This is a genomic window from Pseudomonas sp. zfem002 (genome assembly GCF_032621685.1).
Lineage (GTDB): Bacteria > Pseudomonadota > Gammaproteobacteria > Pseudomonadales > Pseudomonadaceae > Aquipseudomonas > Aquipseudomonas japonica.
In genome coordinates this window covers 493,090-516,480 of the sequence record NZ_JAVYJH010000001.1, presented here as the reverse complement: position 1 = coordinate 516,480, position 23,391 = coordinate 493,090, and the positions used below count along the sequence as shown (strand labels likewise).

24 protein-coding genes, 1 tRNA gene, 1 pseudogene and 1 riboswitch are annotated in these 23,391 nt (G+C 65.5%); of the genes and pseudogenes, 17 read left to right on the top strand and 9 right to left on the bottom strand.

The annotated features are described in order from the left end of the window. Nucleotides 1-30: 30 nt before the first annotated feature. Nucleotides 31-107 (bottom strand) — tRNA-Arg (locus RTI28_RS02280). A gap of 280 nt (nucleotides 108-387) precedes the next feature. On the opposite strand from RTI28_RS02280, the gene folD reads away from it, so the two are divergent. The 12 genes and pseudogenes from folD to RTI28_RS02220 all read left to right on the top strand — a co-directional run. Continuing rightward, on the top strand, nucleotides 388-1,242 hold the full coding sequence (gene folD / locus RTI28_RS02275) for a bifunctional methylenetetrahydrofolate dehydrogenase/methenyltetrahydrofolate cyclohydrolase FolD (RefSeq protein ID WP_316918932.1): 855 nt from the start codon (nucleotides 388-390) through the stop codon (nucleotides 1,240-1,242). Between the two features lie 103 nt (nucleotides 1,243-1,345). Continuing rightward, nucleotides 1,346-1,547, top strand: a riboswitch (cobalamin riboswitch). A 117-nt stretch (nucleotides 1,548-1,664) separates the two neighbouring features. Continuing rightward, entirely contained in the window at nucleotides 1,665-3,599 is a 1,935-nt protein-coding gene (locus tag RTI28_RS02270; protein ID WP_316918931.1) for a TonB-dependent receptor, read from the top strand. A gap of 168 nt (nucleotides 3,600-3,767) precedes the next feature. Further along, entirely contained in the window at nucleotides 3,768-4,118 is a 351-nt protein-coding gene (locus tag RTI28_RS02265) for a (2Fe-2S) ferredoxin domain-containing protein (protein ID WP_316918930.1), read from the top strand. Continuing rightward, the gene (locus tag RTI28_RS02260; RefSeq protein WP_316918929.1) at nucleotides 4,115-5,029 is read left to right on the top strand and encodes an ABC transporter substrate-binding protein; all 915 of its coding nucleotides are present in this window, start codon (nucleotides 4,115-4,117) and stop codon (nucleotides 5,027-5,029) included. The genes RTI28_RS02265 and RTI28_RS02260 overlap by 4 nt, the downstream gene beginning before the upstream one ends. Before the next feature lie 134 nt (nucleotides 5,030-5,163). Then, nucleotides 5,164-6,081, top strand: coding sequence for a citrulline utilization hydrolase CtlX (gene ctlX, locus RTI28_RS02255; RefSeq protein ID WP_316918928.1), 918 nt, complete (start codon nucleotides 5,164-5,166; stop codon nucleotides 6,079-6,081). A 25-nt stretch (nucleotides 6,082-6,106) separates the two neighbouring features. Next, the gene (locus RTI28_RS02250) at nucleotides 6,107-7,153 is read left to right on the top strand and encodes an ornithine cyclodeaminase (protein WP_316918927.1); all 1,047 of its coding nucleotides are present in this window, start codon (nucleotides 6,107-6,109) and stop codon (nucleotides 7,151-7,153) included. Between the two features lie 265 nt (nucleotides 7,154-7,418). Then, nucleotides 7,419-8,198, top strand: a complete 780-nt coding sequence (locus RTI28_RS02245; protein WP_316918926.1) for an ABC transporter substrate-binding protein — start codon at nucleotides 7,419-7,421, stop codon at nucleotides 8,196-8,198. A gap of 67 nt (nucleotides 8,199-8,265) precedes the next feature. Continuing rightward, nucleotides 8,266-8,991 carry an ABC transporter permease subunit gene (locus RTI28_RS02240; protein WP_316918925.1) on the top strand — a complete coding sequence of 242 codons (726 nt, stop codon included), beginning with the start codon at nucleotides 8,266-8,268 and terminating at the stop codon, nucleotides 8,989-8,991. After that, nucleotides 8,988-9,701 (top strand): ABC transporter permease, encoded by a 714-nt coding sequence (locus tag RTI28_RS02235; RefSeq protein WP_316918924.1) that lies wholly within the window; start codon nucleotides 8,988-8,990, stop codon nucleotides 9,699-9,701. The genes RTI28_RS02240 and RTI28_RS02235 overlap by 4 nt, the downstream gene beginning before the upstream one ends. 3 nt (nucleotides 9,702-9,704) lie before the next feature. Then, nucleotides 9,705-10,529: an ABC transporter ATP-binding protein gene (locus tag RTI28_RS02230; RefSeq protein ID WP_316918923.1), complete on the top strand. Its 825-nt coding sequence runs from the start codon at nucleotides 9,705-9,707 to the stop codon at nucleotides 10,527-10,529. 12 nt (nucleotides 10,530-10,541) lie between these two features. Further along, nucleotides 10,542-11,036, top strand: coding sequence for an Lrp/AsnC family transcriptional regulator (locus RTI28_RS02225; protein ID WP_042126222.1), 495 nt, complete (start codon nucleotides 10,542-10,544; stop codon nucleotides 11,034-11,036). Between the two features lie 211 nt (nucleotides 11,037-11,247). Further along, nucleotides 11,248-11,451, top strand: a pseudogene (locus RTI28_RS02220) (Lrp/AsnC ligand binding domain-containing protein); the annotation flags it as partial. Nucleotides 11,452-11,599: 148 nt separating this feature from the next. Here RTI28_RS02220 and RTI28_RS02215 read toward each other — a convergent pair. Further along, nucleotides 11,600-13,291, bottom strand: coding sequence for a putative bifunctional diguanylate cyclase/phosphodiesterase (locus tag RTI28_RS02215; RefSeq protein ID WP_316918922.1), 1,692 nt, complete (start codon nucleotides 13,289-13,291; stop codon nucleotides 11,600-11,602). 243 nt (nucleotides 13,292-13,534) lie between these two features. Here RTI28_RS02215 and RTI28_RS02210 point away from each other — a divergent pair, with 243 nt between their 5' ends. From RTI28_RS02210 to RTI28_RS02195, 4 genes are all read left to right on the top strand, one after another. Next, nucleotides 13,535-13,849 carry a helix-turn-helix domain-containing protein gene (locus RTI28_RS02210; RefSeq protein WP_042123449.1) on the top strand — a complete coding sequence of 105 codons (315 nt, stop codon included), beginning with the start codon at nucleotides 13,535-13,537 and terminating at the stop codon, nucleotides 13,847-13,849. A gap of 217 nt (nucleotides 13,850-14,066) precedes the next feature. Then, on the top strand, nucleotides 14,067-15,371 hold the full coding sequence (locus RTI28_RS02205) for a C4-dicarboxylate transporter DctA (RefSeq protein WP_316918921.1): 1,305 nt from the start codon (nucleotides 14,067-14,069) through the stop codon (nucleotides 15,369-15,371). Nucleotides 15,372-15,400: 29 nt separating this feature from the next. Further along, nucleotides 15,401-16,105 (top strand): FadR/GntR family transcriptional regulator, encoded by a 705-nt coding sequence (locus RTI28_RS02200; RefSeq protein WP_316918920.1) that lies wholly within the window; start codon nucleotides 15,401-15,403, stop codon nucleotides 16,103-16,105. A 17-nt stretch (nucleotides 16,106-16,122) separates the two neighbouring features. Beyond that, on the top strand, nucleotides 16,123-16,785 hold the full coding sequence (locus tag RTI28_RS02195; protein ID WP_316918919.1) for a GntR family transcriptional regulator: 663 nt from the start codon (nucleotides 16,123-16,125) through the stop codon (nucleotides 16,783-16,785). On the opposite strand, the gene RTI28_RS02190 is transcribed toward RTI28_RS02195, so the two are convergent. The 7 genes from RTI28_RS02190 to RTI28_RS02160 form a co-directional block, all read right to left on the bottom strand. After that, entirely contained in the window at nucleotides 16,782-17,831 is a 1,050-nt protein-coding gene (locus tag RTI28_RS02190) for an AI-2E family transporter (protein WP_316918918.1), read from the bottom strand. The two genes, RTI28_RS02195 and RTI28_RS02190, sit on opposite strands and share 4 nt — an antisense overlap. Before the next feature lie 169 nt (nucleotides 17,832-18,000). Beyond that, nucleotides 18,001-18,789, bottom strand: a complete 789-nt coding sequence (locus RTI28_RS02185; protein ID WP_316918917.1) for a DUF4892 domain-containing protein — start codon at nucleotides 18,787-18,789, stop codon at nucleotides 18,001-18,003. A 117-nt stretch (nucleotides 18,790-18,906) separates the two neighbouring features. Then, nucleotides 18,907-19,761 carry an alpha/beta fold hydrolase gene (locus RTI28_RS02180; RefSeq protein ID WP_316918916.1) on the bottom strand — a complete coding sequence of 285 codons (855 nt, stop codon included), beginning with the start codon at nucleotides 19,759-19,761 and terminating at the stop codon, nucleotides 18,907-18,909. Further along, a complete protein-coding gene (locus RTI28_RS02175; RefSeq protein ID WP_316918915.1) occupies nucleotides 19,758-20,552 on the bottom strand; it encodes an alpha/beta hydrolase in 795 nt (264 codons plus the stop codon). The genes RTI28_RS02180 and RTI28_RS02175 overlap by 4 nt, the downstream gene beginning before the upstream one ends. A gap of 138 nt (nucleotides 20,553-20,690) precedes the next feature. Then, nucleotides 20,691-21,038, bottom strand: a complete 348-nt coding sequence (locus tag RTI28_RS02170; RefSeq protein WP_316918914.1) for a hypothetical protein — start codon at nucleotides 21,036-21,038, stop codon at nucleotides 20,691-20,693. 116 nt (nucleotides 21,039-21,154) lie between these two features. After that, on the bottom strand, nucleotides 21,155-21,940 hold the full coding sequence (locus RTI28_RS02165) for an RHS repeat-associated core domain-containing protein (RefSeq protein ID WP_316918913.1): 786 nt from the start codon (nucleotides 21,938-21,940) through the stop codon (nucleotides 21,155-21,157). Nucleotides 21,941-21,969: 29 nt separating this feature from the next. Further along, nucleotides 21,970-22,896, bottom strand: coding sequence for an RHS repeat-associated core domain-containing protein (locus RTI28_RS02160; protein ID WP_316918912.1), 927 nt, complete (start codon nucleotides 22,894-22,896; stop codon nucleotides 21,970-21,972). A 205-nt stretch (nucleotides 22,897-23,101) separates the two neighbouring features. Here RTI28_RS02160 and RTI28_RS02155 point away from each other — a divergent pair, with 205 nt between their 5' ends. Further along, nucleotides 23,102-23,386 carry a LuxR family transcriptional regulator gene (locus RTI28_RS02155; protein ID WP_316918911.1) on the top strand — a complete coding sequence of 95 codons (285 nt, stop codon included), beginning with the start codon at nucleotides 23,102-23,104 and terminating at the stop codon, nucleotides 23,384-23,386. Nucleotides 23,387-23,391 lie beyond the last annotated feature (5 nt).

The following is a 23,391-nucleotide window of genomic DNA, read 5'->3' as shown; positions in this document are numbered from 1 at the left end:
TGCTGTTACTTGTGCCAAAGCTGCCTTGATTGGCGCACCCGGCAGGACTCGAACCTGCGACCATCCGCTTAGAAGGCGGATGCTCTATCCAGCTGAGCTACGGGCGCATATTTAATCTGCTTTCGCTTGCGATTACAAATTAACGTTTAGCCGTACCAAACAAGCCAAAATCCGCTCATTTTGCCCGACCTTGCTAACCAGTGCTAGGCCCTGCCCGACAAGTGAGGCGCATCTTATAGACCGCCTGTCACATCGTCAATATGTTTCTCAAAAAAATTCATTTTATTGAAGGGCTTAGGGCAATTGCCGGACCAAGCGCCTTTGCCCTTCGGCCTGCTCATGAGAGAATGCGCGCTCTTTTTTTCTCTCGATGGTTAATCACCCGTCATGACTGCACAACTTATCGACGGCAAGGCGATCGCCGCCAGCCTGCGCCAGCAGATCGCCCAACGTGTCGTTGAACGTCGCCAGCAAGGTCTGCGGACCCCGGGCCTGGCGGTGATCCTGGTTGGCAACGACCCCGCCTCCCAAGTGTACGTATCGCACAAGCGCAAGGACTGCGAGGAAGTCGGCTTCATCTCGCAGGCCTTCGACCTGCCGAGCACTACCCGCCAGCAGGAACTGACCGACCTGATCGATCGCCTCAACGATGACGCGAACATCGACGGTATCCTCCTGCAGCTGCCGCTGCCGGCCCACCTCGACGCCTCCCTGCTGCTCGAGCGCATTCGCCCGGACAAGGACGTCGACGGGTTCCACCCGTACAACATCGGCCGCCTGGCCCAGCGCATCCCGCTGCTGCGCCCGTGCACACCGAAAGGCATCATGACCCTGCTGCAGAGCACCGGCCAGGATCTCTACGGCATGAATGCCGTGGTCGTCGGTGCTTCCAACATCGTCGGTCGCCCCATGGCCATGGAACTGCTGCTGGCTGGCTGCACCGTGACCGTCACCCACCGTTTCACCAAGGACCTCGCCGGCCACGTCAGCCGCGCCGACCTGGTGGTAGTCGCCGCCGGCAAGCCAGGGCTGGTCAAGGGTGAGTGGATCAAGGAAGGCGCGATCGTCATCGACGTCGGCATCAACCGCCAGGAAGACGGCAAGCTGGTCGGCGACGTGGTCTACGATACCGCCCTGCCCCGCGCCGGCTGGATCACCCCGGTACCGGGCGGCGTCGGCCCGATGACCCGCGCCTGCCTGCTGGAGAACACCCTGTACGCCGCGGAAGAGCTGCACAAGTAAGCCTGCGGCGCGACGACGACGGCACCCTTCGCGGTGCCGTTTTTTTTGCCCGCGACCCAGCGATTTTCCCCACCCAGGTTGACGAACGGTCATCCCGATGGTCAGATGCCGCCCGTTTTCAGGTGTCTGCCGCCGCCGCGCGGCAGGTGAAACGGGAAGCCGGTGCGTCCTTCACGACCAGTCCGGCGCTGCCCCCGCAACGGTAAGCGAGTGACACATTCACAAGGCCACTGTGCGCAAGCACGGGAAGGCGAATGCGTCCAGCCTCGCAAGCCCGGAGACCGGCCTGCAAACATCGCGACTGAGAAAGGACTCATCAGTCATTTGGCAAACCTGCGGTGGGCGGGCACGAGCCGGTAATCTGGCGCGCGTTCGCCAGTACCCTCCTGTGCGCTTCCCGAAAGTTCCTTTTCGAGAAGTCGATGAATACACGTAATCTCTCGCTGATTGGCTGCCTTCTGGGCTGCAACGAAGCCGCACTCGCGGCGGCGCTGACCCTGGACCAGCAGATCGTTTCGGCACCCCCGGTGGAATCCACCACCATCGCGCAGATGGCCCGCTACGGCAGCAAGGTCGAAGTGGTGGAACGCGCGCAGATCGAACGCGCCGGCCCCAGCGCCGATATCACCCGCGTCCTGCAGATGTTCGTCCCCGGCCTGTACGTCGCGCCCAAGCAGGGCCCGTTCGACTACGGCACCTACTCGCTGCTGGGCGGGCGCAACGACGACACGCTGATCCTCCTCGACGGCGTGCGCCTGAACAACCGCCTCTACGGCGGGATCTACATCGACACCCTGCCCGCCGCGGCGATCGAACGCATCGAAGTGCTCAAGGGTGGCCAGAGCCTGCTGTTCGGTACCCAGGCGGTCTCCGGCGTGATCAATATCGTCACCCGCAACGCCCAGTCCCGCGCGGCCTCCGGCCAGGTCAACCTGGGCGTCGACAGCTTCGCCGGGCGCAACGGCGATGCGCGCATCGAGCGCATCTTCAGCAACGGCTGGGGCGATCTCGGCCTGCTGGCCTATGTCAGCCACAACATTTCCGAGGGCTACCAGCCCTACCACAGCAGCGACATCACCCGGACGGTCAGCGACAGGAAACGCGGCTACGAGGTCAACACCTTCGGCGCCAAGGCCGCGCAGAGCTTCGGCGACGACAGCCGCCTGGAACTGTTCTACCAGTACAGCGCCGCCAGCCTCGACTTCCTGCGCCCCGACGCCAACCGCAACACCACCAACGACCGCGTCCAGCAGATCGCCACGGCGACCTTCCAGCAGCACCTGAACGAAGACTTCAGCTACTTCGTCAAGGGCCACATGAACGACTGGGACACCCGCTACAACCGCGTCTACAACAATGTCGACGGCAGCCCGCGGGTGCTCAACCACAACGACTACTGGGGCTTCAGCGACTGGGGCGTGCAGGCCGAGGGCACGGCGCTGCTGCCCGGTGGCCACATCCTGGTGTTCGGCAGCGACAACCAGTTCTACAAGGGCAAGGACGATGTGCTGAAGATCGACCAGAACCAGGCCGAGGCCCACGCCCTGTATGTGCAACTGCGCCCGGAAATCGCCGCCCTGCCCGACTGGCACCCGAGCATCGGCGTGCGCCGCGAGCATCTGAGCGGCGGCGACAGCGCCACCGTGGGCATGTTCACCTCGCTCTACGACCTCACCGACAACCTCAAGCTGCGCGGTCAGTTCGGTTCGGCCTACAAGTTGCCGAACGCCGAGCAGCTGTACGTCAACGAGCCGGGCGACGAGATGGGCAACCCCAACCTCAAGGCCGAGAAAAGCCGCAATGCCGAACTGGGCCTGGACTACAGCAATCTGCTCCAGGGCCAGCCCTACAGCGTCAGCGGCACGCTGTTCCACCGGCGCATCGAGGACCTGATCACCATCGTCGACAGCCAGTGGGTCAACGGCGACGGCGAGATCACCGTGCGCGGCTTCGAGCTCGATGGCCAGGTGCAGCTCAGCGACCGCTGGCAACTGCAGGCGGACATGACCCGCAACCTGAGCGAATCGCGCAAGGGCGCGACCATCAACAACATCCCGCACTTCTTCGCCCGCAGCCGGGTCGGCTACGAGTCCGCCGACCGCATGTGGGGTGCCGGCGCGGCGGTGCGCTACATCGGCAGCGTGATCAGTCCGCGGGATATCGACTACGGCCACTACAGCGTGGTCGACGCCGATGCCTACCGCTACCTCGACAACCAGCGCCAGCACCGCCTGAGCCTGTTGCTGGAGAACCTGCTGGACCGCGACTACACCACCAGCATGGACAGCGGATCGCGCCGGGTGAGCAACCTGGGCCGGCCGTTCACCGCCGAGGCGCGCTACACCTACAGCTTCTGATGCCAAGCGCCCGGGGCCGCTTTGCGGCCCTTCGCGAGCAAGCTCGCTCCCACAAGAATGTAGCGACACACTCCTCCCGTGGGAGCGAGCTTGTCGGAGCGCCGAACCGTCGCGAAGGGCTGCAAAGCAGCCCCCGGCAACCGGCCCCTTCTCGCCAAGGACCCTCGCATGCAAGAAAAGGACATCCCCAGCAACCCGGAGTGGTCGCACATCCCCGACCATGCCCGCCACGTCATGCTCTGCACCGGCCCGCGCTGCACCCTGCGCGGTGCACTGAAAGTCTGGAAGACGGTGCGCAACGAGCTGCTCGCCGCACAGCGCATGGAAACCGCCGACGGCGTGCTGCTGACCCGCACCCATTGCCAGTTCCCGTGCAACCTCGGGCCGGTGGCGACGGTCTACCCGGACCGTTGCTGGTACCGCATCGCCAGCCATGACGACGCCCGGCGCCTGGTCCGCGAACACCTGGTCGACGGCCAGCCCGTGCGCGACCTGCTGCTCAAGGGAGACGCGCAATGAAACACCTGGCCTGGCTGTTGCTGCTGGGTCTGGGCAGCGCCCACGCCCTCGACTACCGCAACTGCGGCGAAACCCGGGTGCTCACGCACACGCCGCCACAACGCATTCTCGCCCTCAACCAGCACGCCGCCGACCTGTTGCTGGCACTGGATGCAGGACCCGCGCTGGCCGCGGTCAGCTATATAGATGACGACGCCGGCGCCCTGAAGGAAAACCGCTACCGCGGCGTGCCGCTGCTGTCGCGCCAATACCCGTCCCAGGAAGTCTTCTACGCCGGGCGCTTCGACCTGGTGGTCGGCGGCTTCGCCAGCGCCTTTCGCGATGGCGTCGGCTCGCGCAACGACCTGGCTCGCCTGGGCATCGCCAGCTATCTGCTGGAAAACGCCTGCGCCACGCCACCGGCGTCCGGCTTCGCCGCCACCGAACACGACCTGCGCAGCCTCGGCCAGGTACTTGGTCGCTCGGCCCGCGCGGAAGAACTGATCAGCCGCCAGCGCGACGACCTGCACAAAGCCCGCGCGATCGCCGCCGGGCACCCGCCGCTGGCCGTCTTCTACCTCGACAGCGAAACCCGCGGTCTCGACAGCGAGGGTCGGCGCGGCTTCGTCAGCGAGCTGATCGCCGTGGCCGGCGGGCGCAACATCTTCGCCGACATCGACCTGCACCGGGTCACCGTGGACGCGGAAAGCCTGCTGCAGCACGACCCGGACGTGCTCCTGCTGGCCGACGCCGTGTGGTCCCGGGCCAGTGCCAAGCGCGACTACCTGCGCCGACATCCGGCCCTCTCGCATCTGCGCGCGGTGCGCGAGAACCGCATGATCGATGTGCCCTTCACCCATCTGCTCGCCGGTGAACACAGCGCCCGCACCGCGCTGTACCTGGCGCGGGAACTGGCGAAGATCCGCGACTGAAGGGCGGCAGCCGATTCGGCTGCGAAACCGCCGGTTTCAGCTTTCCCGGCTGGGCGCCCGACGCGCTTCAGCCGGGATTGCGGCGGCATCGGGAGGACAATGGACGCATCGCCAACCCCCGGATGCGTGCCCCGATGCAAACAACAAATACGGTCCTGATGATCCGCCCGGCGCGGTTCGCCTTCAACCCGGACACCGCCCTCAACAACCGTTTCCAGAAGCCCGTGCTGGACGCCGAGGCGGCACAGCGCAAAGCGCTGGAAGAATTCGACGGCTACGTCGATACCCTGCGCCAGCATGGCGTGGAGGTGCTGGTGGTGCAGGACACCCCGGCACCGCACACCCCGGACTCGATCTTCCCCAACAACTGGTGGAGCAGCCACGCCGACGGCAGCCTGGTGCTGTATCCCATGGAAGGCCGCAACCGCCGCCTGGAACGCGACAAGGGCGTACTGCGGGTGCTCGACGAACGCTTCGCCGTGCACAGCACCATCGACCTCAGCCCGCTGGAGCAGCAGGACATCTTCCTCGAAGGCACCGGCAGCATGGTCCTCGATCGTGAGCACCGTATCAGCTACGCCTGCCACTCCGGGCGCACCCACGCCGAAGCGCTGCGCCAGTTCGCCGAACGCCTGGACTACCGGCTCTGCGTGTTCCACGCGGTCGACCGCCACCAGGCGCCGATCTACCACAGCAACGTGATGATGAGCGTCGGCCGCCAGCTCGCCGTGGTCTGCCTCGACGCCCTGCCCGACGCCGATGAACGCCATGGTCTCGAACGCAGCCTGCGCGACACCGGCAAGGACATCCTGGCCCTGGACTTCGACCAGCTCGAAGGCTTCGCCGGCAACATGCTCGAAGTGCACGACAAACAAGGCCAGCCGCTGCTGGTGATGTCGCGCAGCGCCTGGAATTCGCTGAGCCCGGCGCAACGCCGCCAGGCCGAACGCCACAGCCACCCGGTGGTGGTGAACATCGACCATATCGAACGCATCGGTGGAGGCAGCGCGCGCTGCATGCTCGCCGAAGTGCACCTGCCCGTTCGCAACTGAAACCGCCTAGCAGAAGGACGCCATCATGACCCGCTATATCGACGTGACCGATCTCAGCCACCTGGTTGCCCGCCAGGGCCTGACCACTTGCCTCGAGGAAATGGCCGAGTACATCCGCCAGGACTACCTGCGCTGGCACGACTTCGAAAAATGCGCGCGGGTGGCCAACCACTCGCCGGACGGCGTGATCGAGCTGATGCCGGCCTCCGACGCCAACCTGTACGCCTTCAAGTACGTCAACGGCCATCCGAAGAACACCCGCCACGGCATGCTCACGGTGATGGCCTTCGGCGCCCTCGGCGATGTCGATACCGGCAAGCCGCTGCTGCTCAGCGAAATGACCCTGACCACGGCGATCCGCACCGCCGCGACCTCGGCCCTGGCCGCACGCTACCTGGCCCGCCCGGACAGCCGCAGCATGGCGCTGATCGGCAACGGCTCGCAGAGCGAGTTCCAGGCCATCGCCTTCCATGCCCTGCTGGGTATCGACGAGATCCGCCTGTACGACCTCGACCCGCAGGCCACCGACAAGCTCGCCGCCAACCTCGCCGCCTACCCGGGCATCCGCCTGGTCAAGGCGGCCTCGGTGGCGGACGCGGTGCGCGGCGCCGATATCGTCACCACGGTCACCGCCGACAAGGCCTGCGCGACCATCCTCACCCCGGAGATGATCGAGCCGGGCATGCACCTCAACGCCGTCGGCGGCGACTGCCCGGGCAAGACCGAGCTGCACCGCGACATCGTCGAGCGCGCCCGGGTGATCGTCGAATACGAACCGCAGAGCCGCATCGAAGGCGAGATCCAGCAGATGCCGGCCGACTCGCCGGTGACCGAGTTCTGGCAGCTGGTGAACGGCGAGATCGAGGGTCGCCAGGCCCCCGACCAGGTCACCCTGTTCGACTCCGTCGGCTTCGCCATCGAGGACTACTCGGCGCTGCGCTACGTGCTGGATGTGGCCAGGGCCCTGGAGGTCGGCAGCGAGATCGAGCTGGTACCGGACCTGCGCGACCCGAAAGACCTCTACGCCCTGCTTCAGCCCGCGGTGGCCGCGGTGCAGAAAAAGCGCGCCTGACCCAGCCGAATCCGCCGCGGCAGGCCCGCGGCGGATCGGAAACCGCTGTCGCAAAGCCAAAACAGGAGGTGCCCCAGCCGAATCGGCTGCCGATGCAGCACTAACAGCATATTCCGGTGGTCGGCACCGGCCCGAACGACACAAAAAATCCGCTGTCATCGCGCATCCTGAGCCCCGACCGAACAGTCATTACAAGACCACGAGGCCCAGGCCTACGAAGCGTTTCACTGCCCTACATCAACTACAAAACACAGGGACCACCTCTATGACTTCACTGCGAAAACTTCTCGGCGTCCTGCTCCTGCCACTCTGCGCCAGCGCGGCCCAGGCCCAGGACTGGAAAGAAATCCGCTTTGGCGTCTTCCCCGAATACCCACCCTTCGAATCCGTCGCCGCCGACGGCAGCCTGCAGGGCTTCGACATCGAACTGGGCAATGCGATCTGCGCCAAGCTGGAAGTCAAATGCACCTGGGTCCACAACGAATTCGACGGCATGATCCCGGCCCTGCGCGCACGCAAGTTCGACGCCATCATGTCGTCCATGGCGGTCACCCCGGCACGCCTGAAGCAGATCGACTTCAGTGACCGCCTGTTCCTCAGCCCGACCTCGGTGATCGTGCGCAAGGGCGCCGATTTCGGCGAAACCCCGGAATCCCTCAAGGGCAAGAAGGTCGGCGTGCTGCAGGGCTCGCTGCAGGAAGCCTACGCCCGCGCCAAGCTGGCGCCGCTGGGGGCCGAAGTGAAGGCCTACCAGGCCCAGGACCAGAACTACGCCGACCTGATCAATGGCCGTCTCGACGCCACCGTCACCGACAAGCTGGAAGCCCAGCTCAACTTCCTCACCAAGCCCGAAGGCGCCGACTTCCAGAGCGGCCCGGCGATCAAGGATCCGACCCTGCCGCTGGACATCGCCATGGGCGTGCGCAAGAACGACGCCGAACTCAAGGCCCTGCTCAACAAGGGCATCGCCGCGGTGCTGGCCGATGGCACCTTCGCGAAGATCCAGCAGAAGTACGTCGGCGATCTGGATATCTACAACGAGTAACCCCGCCGGTCGCTGACCGGGCTCGCGCCTGGTCGGCGACACCACGAGCGCCCATCGAGATTTTCCCGTGAACGACTTCCTTCACTCTGTCGGCTTGCAGGCCCTGAGCCTGCAGGGCTTCGGCCCGCTGTTGGCGCAAGGCACCTGGATGACCGTCAAGCTGGCGCTGCTGTCCCTGGCCTTGAGCCTGCTGCTGGGCCTGATCGGCGCCAGCGCCAAGCTCTCGCCGCTGCGCCTGCTGCGCCTGCCCGCCACCCTCTACACCACCCTGATCCGCAGCGTCCCGGACCTGGTCCTGATCCTGCTGATCTTCTACACCTTCCAGATCTGGCTCAACGACTTCACCGAGTGGATGGGCTGGGGCTACTTCGAGATCGATCCGTTCGCCGCCGGCGTGCTGACCCTCGGCTTCATCTATGGCGCCTACTTCACCGAGAACTTCCGCGGCGCCATCCTCAGCGTGCCCGCCGGCCAGCTCGAAGCAGCCACCGCCTATGGCCTGAGCCGCCTGCAGCGCTTTCGCCTGGTGCTGTTCCCGCAACTGATGCGCTTTGCCCTGCCGGGGCTGGGCAACAACTGGCTGGTGCTGCTCAAGTCCACCGCGCTGGTCTCGATCATCGGCCTGGCCGACCTGGTCAAGGCCGCGCAGAACGCCGGCAAGAGCACCAGCAACGTCCTGTATTTCCTGATCATCGCCGGGCTGGTCTACCTGCTCATCACCACCCTCTCCAACCGCCTGTTCAAGCGCCTTGAGCGACGCTTCAACACCGGCATCAAAGGGCTGACATCATGATCGAACTGATCCAGGAATACGGCCTGGCCTACCTCTACCACGATGGCGCCGGGCTTTCCGGGTTGGCGATGACCCTGTGGCTGTTCGTCGTCACCATGGTCGCCGGGTTCTTCCTCTCGCTGCCCCTGGCGCTGGCGCGGGTATCGCGCAAGCCCTGGCTGCGCTGGCCGGTGGAGTTCTATACGTACCTGTTCCGCGGCACCCCGCTGTATATCCAGTTGCTGATCTGCTACACCGGCCTCTATGGCCTGGAAGTGATACGCGACCACGAGCTGCTCGACCGCTTCTTCCGCAACGCCCTGAACTGCACCCTGCTGGCGTTCGTTCTCAACACCTGCGCCTACACCGTGGAGATCTTCGCCGGCGCCATCCGCAACATCCCCCATGGCGAGGTCGAGGCGGCCCAGGCCTATGGCCTGCATGGCTGGAAGCTCGACCTGTTCGTGATCCTGCCGGCGGCGCTGCGGCGCTCCCTGCCGGCCTACAGCAACGAACTGATCCTGATGCTGCACGCCACCTCACTGGCCTTCACCGCGACCATCGCCGACATCCTCAAGGTGGCCCGCGACGCCAACGCCGCGACCTTCCTGACCTTCCAGGCCTTCGGTATCGCCGCGCTCCTGTACATGCTGCTGTCCTTCGCGCTGGTCGGGCTGTTTCGCCTGGCCGAACGACGCTGGATGCGTTTTCTCGTTCCTTCCCGAGGCTGACCCATGACCACTTCCGCACACGCCTTGTCGATTCAATCCACCTTCACCGCCGAGCCCGTGGCCGCCGCCAGCAGCGCCGCGATCAAGCTGACGGTGGACTCGCTGCACAAGAGCTACGGCGATCACCAGGTCCTCAAGGGCGTCTCGCTGCAGGCGCGCAAGGGCGACGTGATCAGCCTGATCGGCGCCAGCGGCTCGGGCAAGAGCACCATGCTGCGCTGCATCAACTTCCTCGAACAGCCGGACGCCGGCGCCATCACCCTCGACGGCCAGACCATCGAGATGCGCCAGGGCCGCGGCCCGCACCCGGCGCAACTGCAGAACCTGCGCACGCGCCTGGCCATGGTGTTCCAGCACTTCAACCTGTGGAGCCACATGACCGTGCTGGAAAACATCACCCTGGCGCCACGCCGGGTGCTCGGGGTCAGCCAGCAGGAAGCCGAGGCACGGGCGCGCACCTACCTGGACAAGGTCGGCCTGCCGGCGCGCGCCGCCGAGCAGTACCCGGCGTTCCTCTCCGGCGGCCAACAGCAGCGGGTGGCGATCGCCCGGGCCCTGGCGATGGAACCGGAGATCATCCTGTTCGACGAACCGACGTCAGCCCTTGACCCAGAGCTGGTAGGAGAAGTCCTCAAGGTGATACAGACGCTGGCCGAGGAAGGTCGTACCATGCTCATGGTCACCCACGAGATGGGCTTTGCCCGTCAGGTGTCCAGCCAGGTGCTGTTCCTGCATCAGGGGCTGGTCGAGGAACAGGGAAGCGCGAGCATTCTCGATCAGCCGCAGAGCCAGCGCCTGCAGCAATTTCTTTCCAACCGCTTGAAGTGAAACATCGCCACCATGGATACCAAGGCCAACTCCCCCCACGCCACGCCGCCGCTGGACCGCATCGACGAAGCGATCATCGACGTGCTGCGCCATAACGGGCGCATCACCTACGAGAAGCTCTCGTCACTGGTGCACCTGACCCCCAGGCCCTGCCTGGAGCGGGTGCGCAAGCTGGAGAGGCGCGGGGTGATCCGCGGTTACGGGGCGATCATCGATGTGCAGATGGTCTCGCCGGGGTTGTCGCTGCTGGTCCTGGTGGCGTTGTCGAACCAGAGCGGGCGTTCCGCGCAGAAGGCCTTCGAGGCCTGTGTACGGGCCTGCCCGCAGGTGTTCGAGTGCCAGCTGATCAGCGGGCACTTCGACTACAGCCTGCGCATGCGCTGCCGCGACATGGAGCATTACCGGGTGCTGACCGAGACCTGGATGAACAATGACGAACTGCATATCGACAAGCTGGTGGCGCATCCGGAGCTGGCGGTGGTGAAGAACACCGCGCCGCAGCTGTAGGAGCTGGCTTGCCTGCGAAGGACCGCGGCGCGGTCCCGGTTCCCATTCTGCAGCCGGGGAACGGCCATTTGCCTGGCTGTAGATCAGGACCCGGGACCGCTACGCGGTCCTTCGCAGGCAAGCCAGCTCCTACAGTGCCAAATCTCGCCTCATGCCTTCACCCGCCATTCCCGCGGCTGTTCGAAGCGCGGCCGCGAGATGCCGTAGCCCTGCGGGTGTGCGGGCCTGTCCGCAGGTATTCGAGTGCCAGCTGATCAGCGGGTACTTCGACTACAGCCTGCGCATGAGCTGCCGCGACATGGAGCATTACCGGGTGCTGACCGAGACCTGGATGAACAATGACGAACTGCATATCGACAAGCTGGTGGCACATCCGGAGCTGGCGATGGTGAAGAACACCGCGCCGCAGCTGTAGGAGCTGGCTTGCCTGCGAAGGACCGCGGCGCGGTCCCGGTTCCCATTCTGCAGCGGGGAAAGGCCATTTGCCTGGCTGTAGATCAGGATCCGGGACCGCTACGCGGTCCTTCGCAGGCAAGCCAGCTCCTACAGTGCCAAATCTCGCCTCATGCCTTCACCCGCCATTCCCGCGGCTGCTCGAAGCGCGCCACCCACTCCACCACCTGCCCCGCCGGCATCGGCCGCGAGATGCCGTAGCCCTGGGCAATGTCGCAGCCCAGATCCATCAGCAGTTCGCCATGGGCCACGGTCTCCACCCCCTCGGCGATCACCTGGCGGCCGAAGGCCTGGGCCAGGCCGATCACCGCGCGGGTCAGGGCCAGGTCGTCCTGGTCGTGGAGGATGTCCTGGATGAAGGACTTGTCGATCTTCATGGTCTGGGTCGGCAGGCGCTTGAGGTAGCTCAGCGACGAATAGCCAGTGCCGAAATCATCCAGCGAGAAGCGCACACCGAGGCGCTGGCAGGCCTCCAGGCAATCGCCGACCCGCTGGATGTTCTCGATCGCCACCGATTCGACGATCTCCAGGTCGAGCATGTCCGGCGCCACCGTGGCATGCCGCGCCAGCAGGCGCTGCAGGCGCGCGACGAAGTCGTCGCGCTGGAAATGCCGCGCGGCGATGTTGACGCTGACCGGCCAGGAACAGCCCATGGCCTGCCACTGCTGCATCTGCGCCAGCGCACGGTCGATCACCCATTCGCCGATATCGACAATCAGGTCGGTGCGCTCCACCAGCGGCAGGAAATCCCCCGGCGGGACCACCCCGCGCAGCGGGTGATTCCAGCGCAGCAGCGCCTCGAAACCCACCACCGCGCCGCTGCGCATGTTGACCTTGGGCTGGTAGTACAGCGCCAGGTCGCCATGGTGCAGGGCATGGCGCACCTGCTCGACGGTCTGGTGCGTGGCCTTGACCTCCTTGTCCAGCGATACGTCGAACAGGTGATAGCGATTGCGCCCGCGCTGCTTGGCCAGGTACATGGCCTGGTCGGCATGCCGCAGCAGGGTATCGGCGTCGTCGTTGTCGCTGGGGAACTGGGTCACGCCGATGCTCGCGCTGACGCTGATGGAGCGCCCGCGAATCACGCAGGGCACGGCGATCGAGCGCAGCACGCGCTCGAGAATGTCCTGCAGGCACGGTGGCCCCTGGAGGTCGCCGAGGATCATCACGAACTCGTCGCCGGACAGCCGCGCCACAGCATCGCCGGCACCGAGAAAGCGCTTCAGGCGCCGCGCCACTTCCACCAGCAGCAGGTCGCCGCTGGCATGGCCGTAGCCATCGTTGACCGCCTTGAAGCCGTCCAGGTCGAGCATGCACACCGCCAGCCGGGTCTTGGTCGCGCGGGCGCGCTGCACGGCTTCGTCGAGCAATTCGCCGAGGCAGGAACGATTGGGCAGGCCGGTGAGCATGTCATGCCCGACCCGCCATTGCAGGGTATGCAGCAACTGGCGCTTGTGGGTGACGTCGAAACGAATCGAGGCGTACTTGCGCACTTTGCCCGTCTCGCTGTCGAACAACGGCACGATGGTGCTGTCGACCCAGTACAGCGAACCGTCCTTGGCGCGGTTGCACAATTCGCCCTTCCACACCTGACCGGACGTCAGGGTGCGCCACATCTCGCTGAACACTTCCGGCTCGTGCTGGCCTGAATTGAGAATGCGGTGGTCGGCACCCAGCAGCTCCTCGCGGCTGTAGCCGGAAACGCTGCAGAATCGGTCGTTGACGTAGGTGATGCGACCGCTGAGGTCGGTCTCGGAGAAAATGGCGGCGGCGTCCACCGCCGTGCGGTAGGTTTCATCCATGCCCCACCCCACTCGGAAATGTCCGTTCCATCGTAGTAATTGGCAAGTCGAGACGCACGATAAAGCTCCATGAGCCGCAGGAAAAACACGGGTTGATCTCTGCGAAACCCGCTGCGGGAAAACCTGTCCAGGGCACAAATTCTACGAGAAGCATCACCTTTTGCAATGCAAGGTGATGGCACCGGAGGTTGTCCTATAAAATTATTTATCGTTAAGTTCTTGATTCTAAAAGGGAATTGAGCGATGGAAATTTCAAGTTTGGGGTCAGCCATCAGACGCTATCGCAAGGTTGCCGGGCTCACCCAAGCCGAACTCGGCGAAAAAGCCGGCTTCGACCCCAAGACCATAAGCCGCTTCGAAACCGGTACCTATACCCCCAGTGTCGAAGCGCTGTTCGTATTTGCCCGCATTCTGGGCGTCCGCCTCACCGCCTTTTTCACCGACCTCGACAGCGAAGACGAACAGCGCGCCTACCTGTTCGGGGTCATCCACAAGGCCCCGCGCCAGGACCTGCGCAAACTGATCGCCGCCGTCGACCAGGCCCTGTCCGAGCCGTAGGCGCAAACACCGCGACGAAATGGTTCGCGGCCCCTCGATGAACACGCCAGCTACGTCTTGACTGGTCAGACCGGTAAAACCAATTATCGGCCAGACCCTTGCGGAGTGGAAAAATCCGGCGCACACTGGCCCCGCACTGGACATACCGGTAAGACCACAATAATTAAGTCCGACGCGCCATTCACGGCAGCCAGGACACCGACCAGAGATCCCTCCCATGCTCAAATGGTGCTCGCGTTCGATCTTCCTCCAAGTAGTGCTCGGCCTGATGCTCGGCATCGCCTGTGGCCTGAGCTTTCCCGACCTTTCCCTGCAACTCAAACCCCTGGGTGACGGCTTCATCAAGCTGATCAAGATGCTGATCGGCCTGATCGTGTTCTGCGTGGTGGTCAGCGGCATTTCCGGTGCCGGCGACCTGAAGAAAGTCGGGCGCATCGGCCTGAAATCGGTGATCTACTTCGAAGTCCTGACCACCATCGCCCTGATCCTGGGCCTGGTGTTCGCCTTCAGCACCGGCATCGGCAGCGGTGCCAACATCCATCTGGAGCAGCTGTCCAGCAGCGAAGCCGGCGCCCTCGCCGAGCGCGGCCAGCACCTGCACGGCACCGCCGCGTTCCTCATGGAGCTGATCCCCACCTCGGTGGTCGGGGCCTTCGCCGACAACAACATCCTCCAGGTCCTGCTGTTCTCCGTGCTGTTCGGCAGTGCGCTGAACCTGGTGGGCGAGTCGGCCTCGGGCATCTCGCGGCTGATCAACGAACTGAGCCATGTGATCTTCCGCATCATGGGCATGATCGTGCGCCTGGCGCCGATCGGCGTGTTCGGCGCCATCGCCTTCACCACCAGCAAGTACGGCCTCGATTCGCTGCAGCACCTGGGCGGCCTGGTGGCGCTGTTCTACCTGACCTGCGCCGGTTTCGTGCTGGTGATCCTCGGCCTGGTGATGCGCCTGTCCGGGCTCAAGCTGCTGCCCCTGCTCAAGTACCTGCGCGAAGAGCTGACCATCGTCCTCGGCACTGCCTCGTCCGACGCGGTACTGCCGCAGATCATGCGCAAGCTCGAACACCTGGGTATCGGCAGTTCCACGGTCGGCCTGGTGATTCCCACCGGCTATTCCTTTAACCTCGACGGCTTCTCCATCTACCTGACCCTGGCCATCGTGTTCATCGCCAACGCTACCGGCACGCCGCTGGCCATGACCGACCTGCTGACCATCCTCCTGGTGTCGCTGGTGACCTCCAAGGGCGCCCACGGGATCCCCGGCTCGGCGCTGGTGATCCTCGCCGCGACCCTCACCGCGATTCCGGCGATCCCCGTGGTGGGCCTGGTCCTGGTGCTGGCGGTGGACTGGTTCATGGGCATCGGCCGCGCCCTCACCAACCTGATCGGCAACTGCGTGGCCACCGTGGCCATCGCCCGCTGGGAGAAGGACATCGATCTCGACCGCGCGCACAACGTGCTCAGCGGCAAGCAGGGCTACGGCTTCCAGGCGCGCAAGTCGGCCCATCAGCAGGAATTCTAAGGCATGACTGACCTCTCACGGAGCAACATGTGATCACCTCATCGACAGTAGTGAACGGCGTGGTCGAGAAACTGCGCCAGGCCCTGGCCCGCGGACAGTGGCGCTCCGGCGAGATGCTCCCGGGCCAGCGCGAGCTGGCCGAGCAACTGGGCATCAGCCGGCCGAGCCTGCGCGAAGCGGTGACCGTGCTGGAAACCCTCGGCCTGGTCCGCTCCATGCCCGGCAAGGGCGTGCTGGTGCTCGACGCCGACAGCGCCGAGCCGACGCTGGTCCCGGCCGCGGTGGCCGAGGCCAGCCTGGAGGATGTCCTGCAACTGCGCTACACCCTCGAACCCTTCATCGTCGGGCTGGTGGCGCAGTCCATCAGCAACCAGGAAACCGGCCAGTTGCGCCTGACCCTGATGGACATGCGCGAAGCCCTCGATGCCGACGATGCCGAGGCCGGGGTCAATGCCTACATCGCCTTCCACGAAGCGCTGTTCGCCCTGACCTCCAACCCGATCTTCCAGAGCGTGGTGCAGCAGACCAGCAATGCCCTCAAGCAGAGCGCCCAGGTGCTGCGCAAGTCCCCGGAGCACCTGGCTGCGCGGCTGGAGGAGAACGAGGCGGTGGTCCGCGCCATCCGCAACAAGGACAGCGCCCAGGCCAGCGCGCAGATGCGCCGGCACATCCTGCAGGAAGGCCGGCGCATGGGTATCGAACTGAAGATCCCGGACGAACAGCCGGGTCGTTGAATTCCAGGAGTGCGAGCATGAACACGTCCCTGCCCTTCCTCATGGCCGGCGGTGCACGCCGGATGTCCGCGGAGGACATCTATCCGCAGCTGTTCGACGCGATCCTCGAACAGCGCCTGACACCCGGCACGCCCCTGACCGAACTGGCCCTCGGCCAGGCCTTCGGCGTCAGTCGCACGGTGATCCGCCGGGTGCTGGGGCGACTGTCGGACCAGCAGGTGATCGTCCAGCGCCCGGCCCATACCGCGCGCCTGGCGGCGCCGGACCCGCAGCAGGCGCGCCAGGTGCTGAGTGCCCGGCGCCTGGCGGAAACCACCCTGATCGAGCTGGCCGCGCGGCGCTCGCGCCCCGGGCAGTTGCGCCAGTTGCGCGAGCTGATCGCCCGCGAGCGCCTGAGCCATGAACAGGGCCAGCGCTGCACGGCGATCCGCCTCGGCGGCGAGTTTCACCTGAAGCTGGCGGAGATCGCCGACAACGCGCCGCTGACCCGTTTTCTCAACGGCCTGGTGCCGATGACCTCGCTGATCATCGCCAAGTACGAACAGCACGGCTGCGAGCATTGCGCCTGGGAAGAACACGCGGCGCTGGTGGATGCCCTGGAGGACGGTGACAGCGAGGCCGCGCTGCGCCTGATGCACCTGCACCTGGATCGCATCGAGGCCAAGCTGGAGCTGGATTAAGCGCGGCTGGCCGGGGTGTCGTGGTTCGACCAGTCCACCAGCAGGCTGTAGCCCACCGCCAGCAGGGTCGGGCCGATGAACAGGCCGATGAAGCCGAACGCCAGCAGGCCGCCGAACACCCCGAGCAGGACGATCACCAGCGGCAGGTCACCGCCACGGCTGATCAGGTAGGGTTTGAGCACGTTGTCCACGCCACTGATGATGAAAGTGCCCCAGATGCCGAGGAAGATCGCCATGCCGTAGTCGCCCTTCCAGGCCAGCCAGGCGGTGGCGGGAATCCACGCCAGCGGCGGACCCATGGGAATCAGGCTGAGCATGAAGGTGACCAGGCCGAGGACCAGCGCCCCCGGCACCCCGGCGATGAGGAAACCGATCAGGGCCAGCAGGCCCTGGGCCGCGGCGGTACCGATCACGCCATTGACCACCCGCTGAACGGTGCCGGCAACCAGGTCGAGGTAATGCTGGCCGCGCTCGCCGATCAGGCGTTCCAGCAGGCGCAGGACGAAGGCCGCCAGCCGGGGGCCGTCACGGTAGAAGAAGAACACGAAGACCAGGCTGAGGATCAGCTCGACGATGCCGCTGCCAATCTGCGCGCTGCGCGCCAGCAGCCAGTTGCCGACCTGGCCGAGGTACGGTTTGACCGTGGTCAGCAAGGCCGCGCCCTGCTGGTCGATGGTGTTCCAGTAGCCGACCAGACGCTCGCCCAGGAACGGGATGCTGCCCAGCCAGGTCGGCGGGTCCGGCAGGCCGTCGACCTGGACGTCGCGGATGAACGCGGTGGCGTCGCGCACATGGTCGGCCAGGTTGAAGCCCAGCCAGACCAGCGGCAATGCCACAAGGATCAGCCAGAGGGTGGTGAGCAGGCTCGCCGCGAGGGTCTCGCGACCGCCGCACAGGCGCGTCACCAGACGCATCAGCGGCCAGCTGGCATACGCCAGGATCGCGCCCCAGAGCAGCGCGGAAATGAACGGCGCCATGACCCAGAGGGCGGCGCCCAGTAGCGCCAGCAGAAGGATCTGCACCAGCAGGCGATCGTTGTTGAGCATGGGGGCCTCTTTCACGGAACAAGAACAGACAAACCTGCTGCCATCCTCGTAGGAGCGTGGCTTGCCCGCGAAGGACCGCAAAGCGGTCCCTGCTCACATTGGCAATCCGGGGACCGCGCTGCGGTCCTTCGCGGGCAAGCCACGCTCCTACGAGGATGGCAGCGCACTCCTAACGAATCAGTTCGACATGCAGGCCCGCAGCCGGCTTGTCACCCGTCTCCAGCCGCGCCGCCCGCACACCCGCCGCACTCAACTGCTCGCTCCACAGCGGCGCCTTGGCCCCGGTCAGGCTGACCCGCAGGCTGCTGTCCAGGTTCAGGCTGCGCGCCAGCAGCGCTACCCAGGTCGCCGGCGGCTCGCCGTCCAGATCCGGGTAGTCGAGCTTGCCGGTGCTGCGCAGCTCGCGCAGCACCGTGGCCGGGGTCGGCAGCAGTTCGCCGAGGGGCTGGTTGGCCTCGAACTGCTCGACGTGCAGGTAGGCGCGCTTGTTGCCGCGGGTGATGGCATACAGCGCGACCAGGGTGTCATGGTCGTCGCCGCTGCGGCGCAGGAGGATGAACGCCTGGTCCTCGTCCGAGCCGTACAGGCGGGCGTTGCGGAAGATTTCGTTGGCCCACAGGCTGCTTTCGCCGCAGTCGCGCTTCTCACACCAGAACAACGGGTAGCCACCATCGGCCTGCAGCGCTTCGCGGGCAAGGCCGAAGGCCTCGGCGGCAGCGCGCTCCGGCGGCAGCTGCCAGGTGGTCGAACTGACCTGGCCACGGCTTTCGATCTTGCCTTCCATGCGCAACTGGCCGCTGATCTTGCGCAGCGCGCCCAGCGGGTAGACGCGCTCCTGCTCCTTCGCCGGCTGCTGGTCGAACACCTTGGCATCCTGCGGAATCGGCAGATCGCCGGCAGCATGAGCGGCACCGGCGATCAGCAACAGACCGGCAAGAACGGACTGGACGGCACTCATCGGCGAACCTCGCCGGCGCGACCGGCGTGGCCAGAAGGAAGGGGGCGGCTGTCGTGCTGGGTCATGATTGTCTCCCTGATCAAAACCCGCCAAGCCTCGACAGTTGCCCGATACAAGTCAAGGAATGGCAAAGAAGCGATTGAAACAGTCTGCAACAAGCATTGCGCCGGTTTCGTCGTTCACGTGCAGGTGATGGCCACCGGGCAAATGTTCCAGCGTGAAGGGTAGCTGCTCCAGCAGGGTCGTGTTGCGCGCCAGCATGCCGTCGTCGGCCACCACCAGGGTGGTCGGGCAGGTGATGCGCCGGACGAAGCTCAAGGCCTGCTCTTCGCTCATGCGCAGCGGCGACGGCAGGGTCAGGCGGCTGTCGCTGCGCCAGCTGAAACCGCCGGGAACCGGCACCAGGCCACGCTGGGCCAGCAACTCGGCGGCCTCGCTGGTGACCGCGACCATGCCTTTCATGCGCGCTTCCACCGCCCGCTCCAGTTCGGCATACACCGACTTGCGCTTGCTCTCGTGACGCAGCTGCGCCTCCAGGGCCATGCCCATGCGCTCGGCGGCGTCCTGCGCCGCCGCGCCCGGTGGAATCACCCCGTCGATCAGCGCCAGGCGCACGACACGCTCCGGCAGACTGCCGGCGAGAATCACCGAAACGATCGCCCCCAGCGAATGCCCGAGCAGGGAGAAACGCTCCCAGCCCAGTTGCTCGGCGACCCGCAGGACATCGTGGGCGTAGTCCGCCAGGGCATAGCCGGCCCCCGGCGGACGATGCCCGGAATAGCCGTGCCCGGCGAAATCCAGGGCGACGATGCGCAGGCCGTGCAGTTTCGGCGCCAGGCGCGCGAAGCTGTTGGCGTTGTCCAGCCAGCCATGCAGGGCAATGACCGGACGCCCGTCCGGCGGCCCGTACAGATGCGCGGCCAGTTCGATATGACCGAGGTCCAGACGCACTTCTTCGACCTGATGACTCATGCCTGCCGTCCCTCCCAGCGCTGGAACACGGTACGGATCAGCCGCGCGGTGTCGTCCGGACGCTCCAGCGGGAACATGTGGCCGCCGGCGACACTGTGGTTTTCCCCCAGCGGCATGCGTCGCACCGCCTGGGCGTGATGGGCGCGAACGATCCGGCTGTCGCTGCCGCGGACCATGGCCAGCGGCACTTTCAGCTGGCCGGGACGGCCCGGGCGAGTGTGCGGGATGCTGCGATAGATCTGCATCTCGATGGCCGGATCGAAACGCAGGCGCCAGCCCTCGCCCTCCTGCTTCAGGCCATGCTGCAGATAGGCTTCCAGGCACTCCGGATCGAAGGCGCGGAACAGCGACTTGCCGGCGAAGTAGGCACGGGCCTGGTCGAGGTCGGCGAAGGTCTCGCGGCGCCCCTCGGTGCGCCCGGCCGGGGTGATGCGATCGATGAAGCCCCAGCGCTTGGCCAGCCTGATCAGCCACTGGTCGGCGAGGGTCAGTACCGGCGAGTCGAGCATCACCACGCCGCGGTACAGCTGCGGACAACGCAGCGCCGCGTGCAGATGCAGGACACCGCCGAGGGAATGACCGACGCCCCAGACCGGCTCGGCCTGCTGCTCCAGATGGTGGATCAGCTCGTCCACCAGCAGCAGCCAGTTGTCACCCACGGGAAAGCGCGGATCATGGGCGTGCTGCGGCAGGTGCCTGACCTGGTAATCCGGCGCCAGCCCGGCGAAGAGCTTGCCGTAGGTGGCCGAGGGGAAGCCGTTGGCGTGAGCGAAGAAGATCTGTTGCGACATGACTGACGGCCTGATGCGGAAAAAACTGACATCGATTGTCCGCAACCGTCGGAGGGTGGGCAATGTCCGGAACGGACATCGACGGTGGCACTCCGGTCAGGAATGGGCCAAAGCGCCCTGCTGCTGCGCCCCTGGCGCTCAGAAGCCTTCGAACGAGCGTTGCAGGCAGGCCTGGATATAGGCCACCTGGAACTCATAGGCTTCGCGCACCTGGTAGCGCTCCTGCTCGTTCAGATGCGCACGCTGCATGGCCAGGCAGGACACCTGGAGCATCTTCGCCATCTGGTCGCAGGCCAACTGGAACTGCTGCAACGACTGCGATTCGCGACGATTGCCGTAGCGCCGCACCAGGGCGTCGAGGCGTTCGTCGGCGGCATCGTGCAGGACCTGGAACTCGGAAAAATCCAGGCCGTAGTTCAGATTGACCTCATCCAGCACCTGCCGCAGATCGGCCGAGCAGGCGGGTCCTTCGTTGCGTCCAGTCATGATGGCGTCTCCTGGGACATGACCGCTGTGTAGGCCTCACGCTAGCAAGCGGCCGCAGATGCAACAACTGACAAAAATATCAGTAGGCCGCGCCGTGTCGCCCCGTCGAGGGCCTCCTAGATCGAACGCCGGCGAATGTCGTTTACCCCGGAATTGCCGGGTACACCGGTGGAGCCAGGCCCCCTATGGCCTGTAACGGAGCGGATCGAGCCCACAGGGCTGCGACCGAAGTTGTCCAGGCTTTCACGGCGGCTCGGCGGCGAATAGGCCGGCGGGGACACGGCATGTCCCGGCGGCGGGGTCCGCGAATAGGCTGGCGGCCAACTCTCACGCCTGGCAAGGTCCACGCCCCGTGGCGATCCTTGCTGCCCCTGGGCAGGTGCTTGAACGCGAGGAGTGCCTCCGGCAAGGCGCCAGTACAGTGCCACCCCACCGGCGATGGCGCCGGTGACCGCGGCTATCGTGATCAGTGCTTCACGCGCGCGGCCTTCACGCAGCACGGCGCCCACCATCGATGCCGCCGAAAGCACGCCGAAACCAAGGGCGATGTAGGCCAGGGGGCTGTGCCCGTCGGGGTCGATGTGATTGACCGGATCGCCCCGGCAGTAGGCATAGGCATTGCTGCCACCGACACCGAAGGGGCTCAAGCTGTCCGGCTGGTGGAAGCGTCGCGACAACGGGCTGTAGGTCCGATAGCTGCCCAGCAGGTAGACGCCGCTGCGTTCCCGGTACTCCCCGTTGAAACCCAGGGTGCCGGCAACCTCCTGTCCGGCGGCGCGCCAACCATAGACCGAAAACCTCTGCACGACCGTGCTCCGCCCATTGACTTCGAGCACTGGCGTGTTGTGCCTGTCGACCGCCAGCAGCAGCGCGCGGGCGGAGGTGGAGCCATCGATCTGCATGATTTTCTCCATGTACAGGGCGACACCGCTCAGGAGAACCTGCGCCCCTGCCGGCGCTCGCGTTGCTGGCGTAGCCATGCGTCCCTGTTCTGTGAGCGAATCGCTGCCGCACGACTACCCAAAGGTGGCGTGGTCGTCGGCCCGTCGCTGGCATAGGACGCATAACTCGATGCGGAGCTGCCGTAGCCGCCACTTGTGACAGATTCTCGGGAGCGAAACGAGGAAAGCGATGCAAGGTCACTATCGGAATGGGGATAGGGGGGTAGCGAATCGGAAGTGGCGCGATAAGACGCTGGCGTTTCGGAGCGCTCACGATAAGGCGGTGGCGTTTCGGAGCGGCCACGATAAGGCGGCGGCGGGCTGCGTCCCAACCACACGGTCCCGTCCTGAAAGCGGACTGGCGGCGGGCTGGGAGAGGCGGACGGGGGCGCGCCGATCTGGTTGCGCCTGTTCAGATGCTTGGCCAGTGCGGCGCCACCCGAACCGACCATCATGAATGACGTGATGACCGTGAGAGCAATGAACACCTGGCGCATCTGCCCTTTGCTGACAATCGCGCCTGTCAGCGATGCCCCGGCGAACACCGCAGACAACAGGGAGATAGTGGACCAGGGCACCTGCCCGTCCGGGTCGGTGTAATTGACCGGATCCCCCAGGCAATAGGCATAGGCATTGAGCCCTCCCGCGGCGAACGGGCTGAGGTTGTCCGGCTGGCAGAAGCGCCGCAAGGCCGGGCTGTAGGCGCGATAGCTGCCCAGCAGGTAGACACCGCTGCGCTCCAGGTACTCGCCATTGAAACCCAGCGCAGCACCCTCCCCCGGCACCGTGGCACGGCCGCCATACGGGGAAAAGACCTGCCTGCGCAGCTGTCCGTCGCTCGTCTCCAGCAACGGGCTGGCGTGTCGATCGACGGCCAGCAGCAATGAGCGCGAAGCGCTGGAAGAGTCCGTCTGCATGCTCGTTCTCCAGGGGCGGGTTCACTCACCATAAGCCAGCGCGCGCGCTGATCAAACTGGCAGAACCGCCAGGTAGCGAGCACGGCGAACTGATATTTTTGTCAGGTTTCAAGCCGGGCAAAGAAGCATATAAGTGTCTGCGTACCTCCTCGAATGGGTCGCTCGAACAGCGATCCGCACAGACCAGACTTCAGGAGCCACGCCCATGTTCCAGTCCCAGACGGCCGCCGCTGGCCAGTCCTTCGCCGCCCACGCCCTATCCCATGCGCCGTCCGCTTGCCCCTCTTCGATCAGGCTGACCTTGCGAGAGAAAGTCGTTCTGCAATGGAGCGCCGCGGGCAAGACCTCCTGGGAAATCGCGCACATCCTGCAGTGCAGCGAGTCGGCGGTGAACTTTCACTTCTGCAATATCCGCCGAAAGTTCGGCGTCACCTCGCGCAGCGCGGCGCTGCTCAAGGCGCTGTCGCAGGGCCTGATCGAACTGTCCTGAATCCA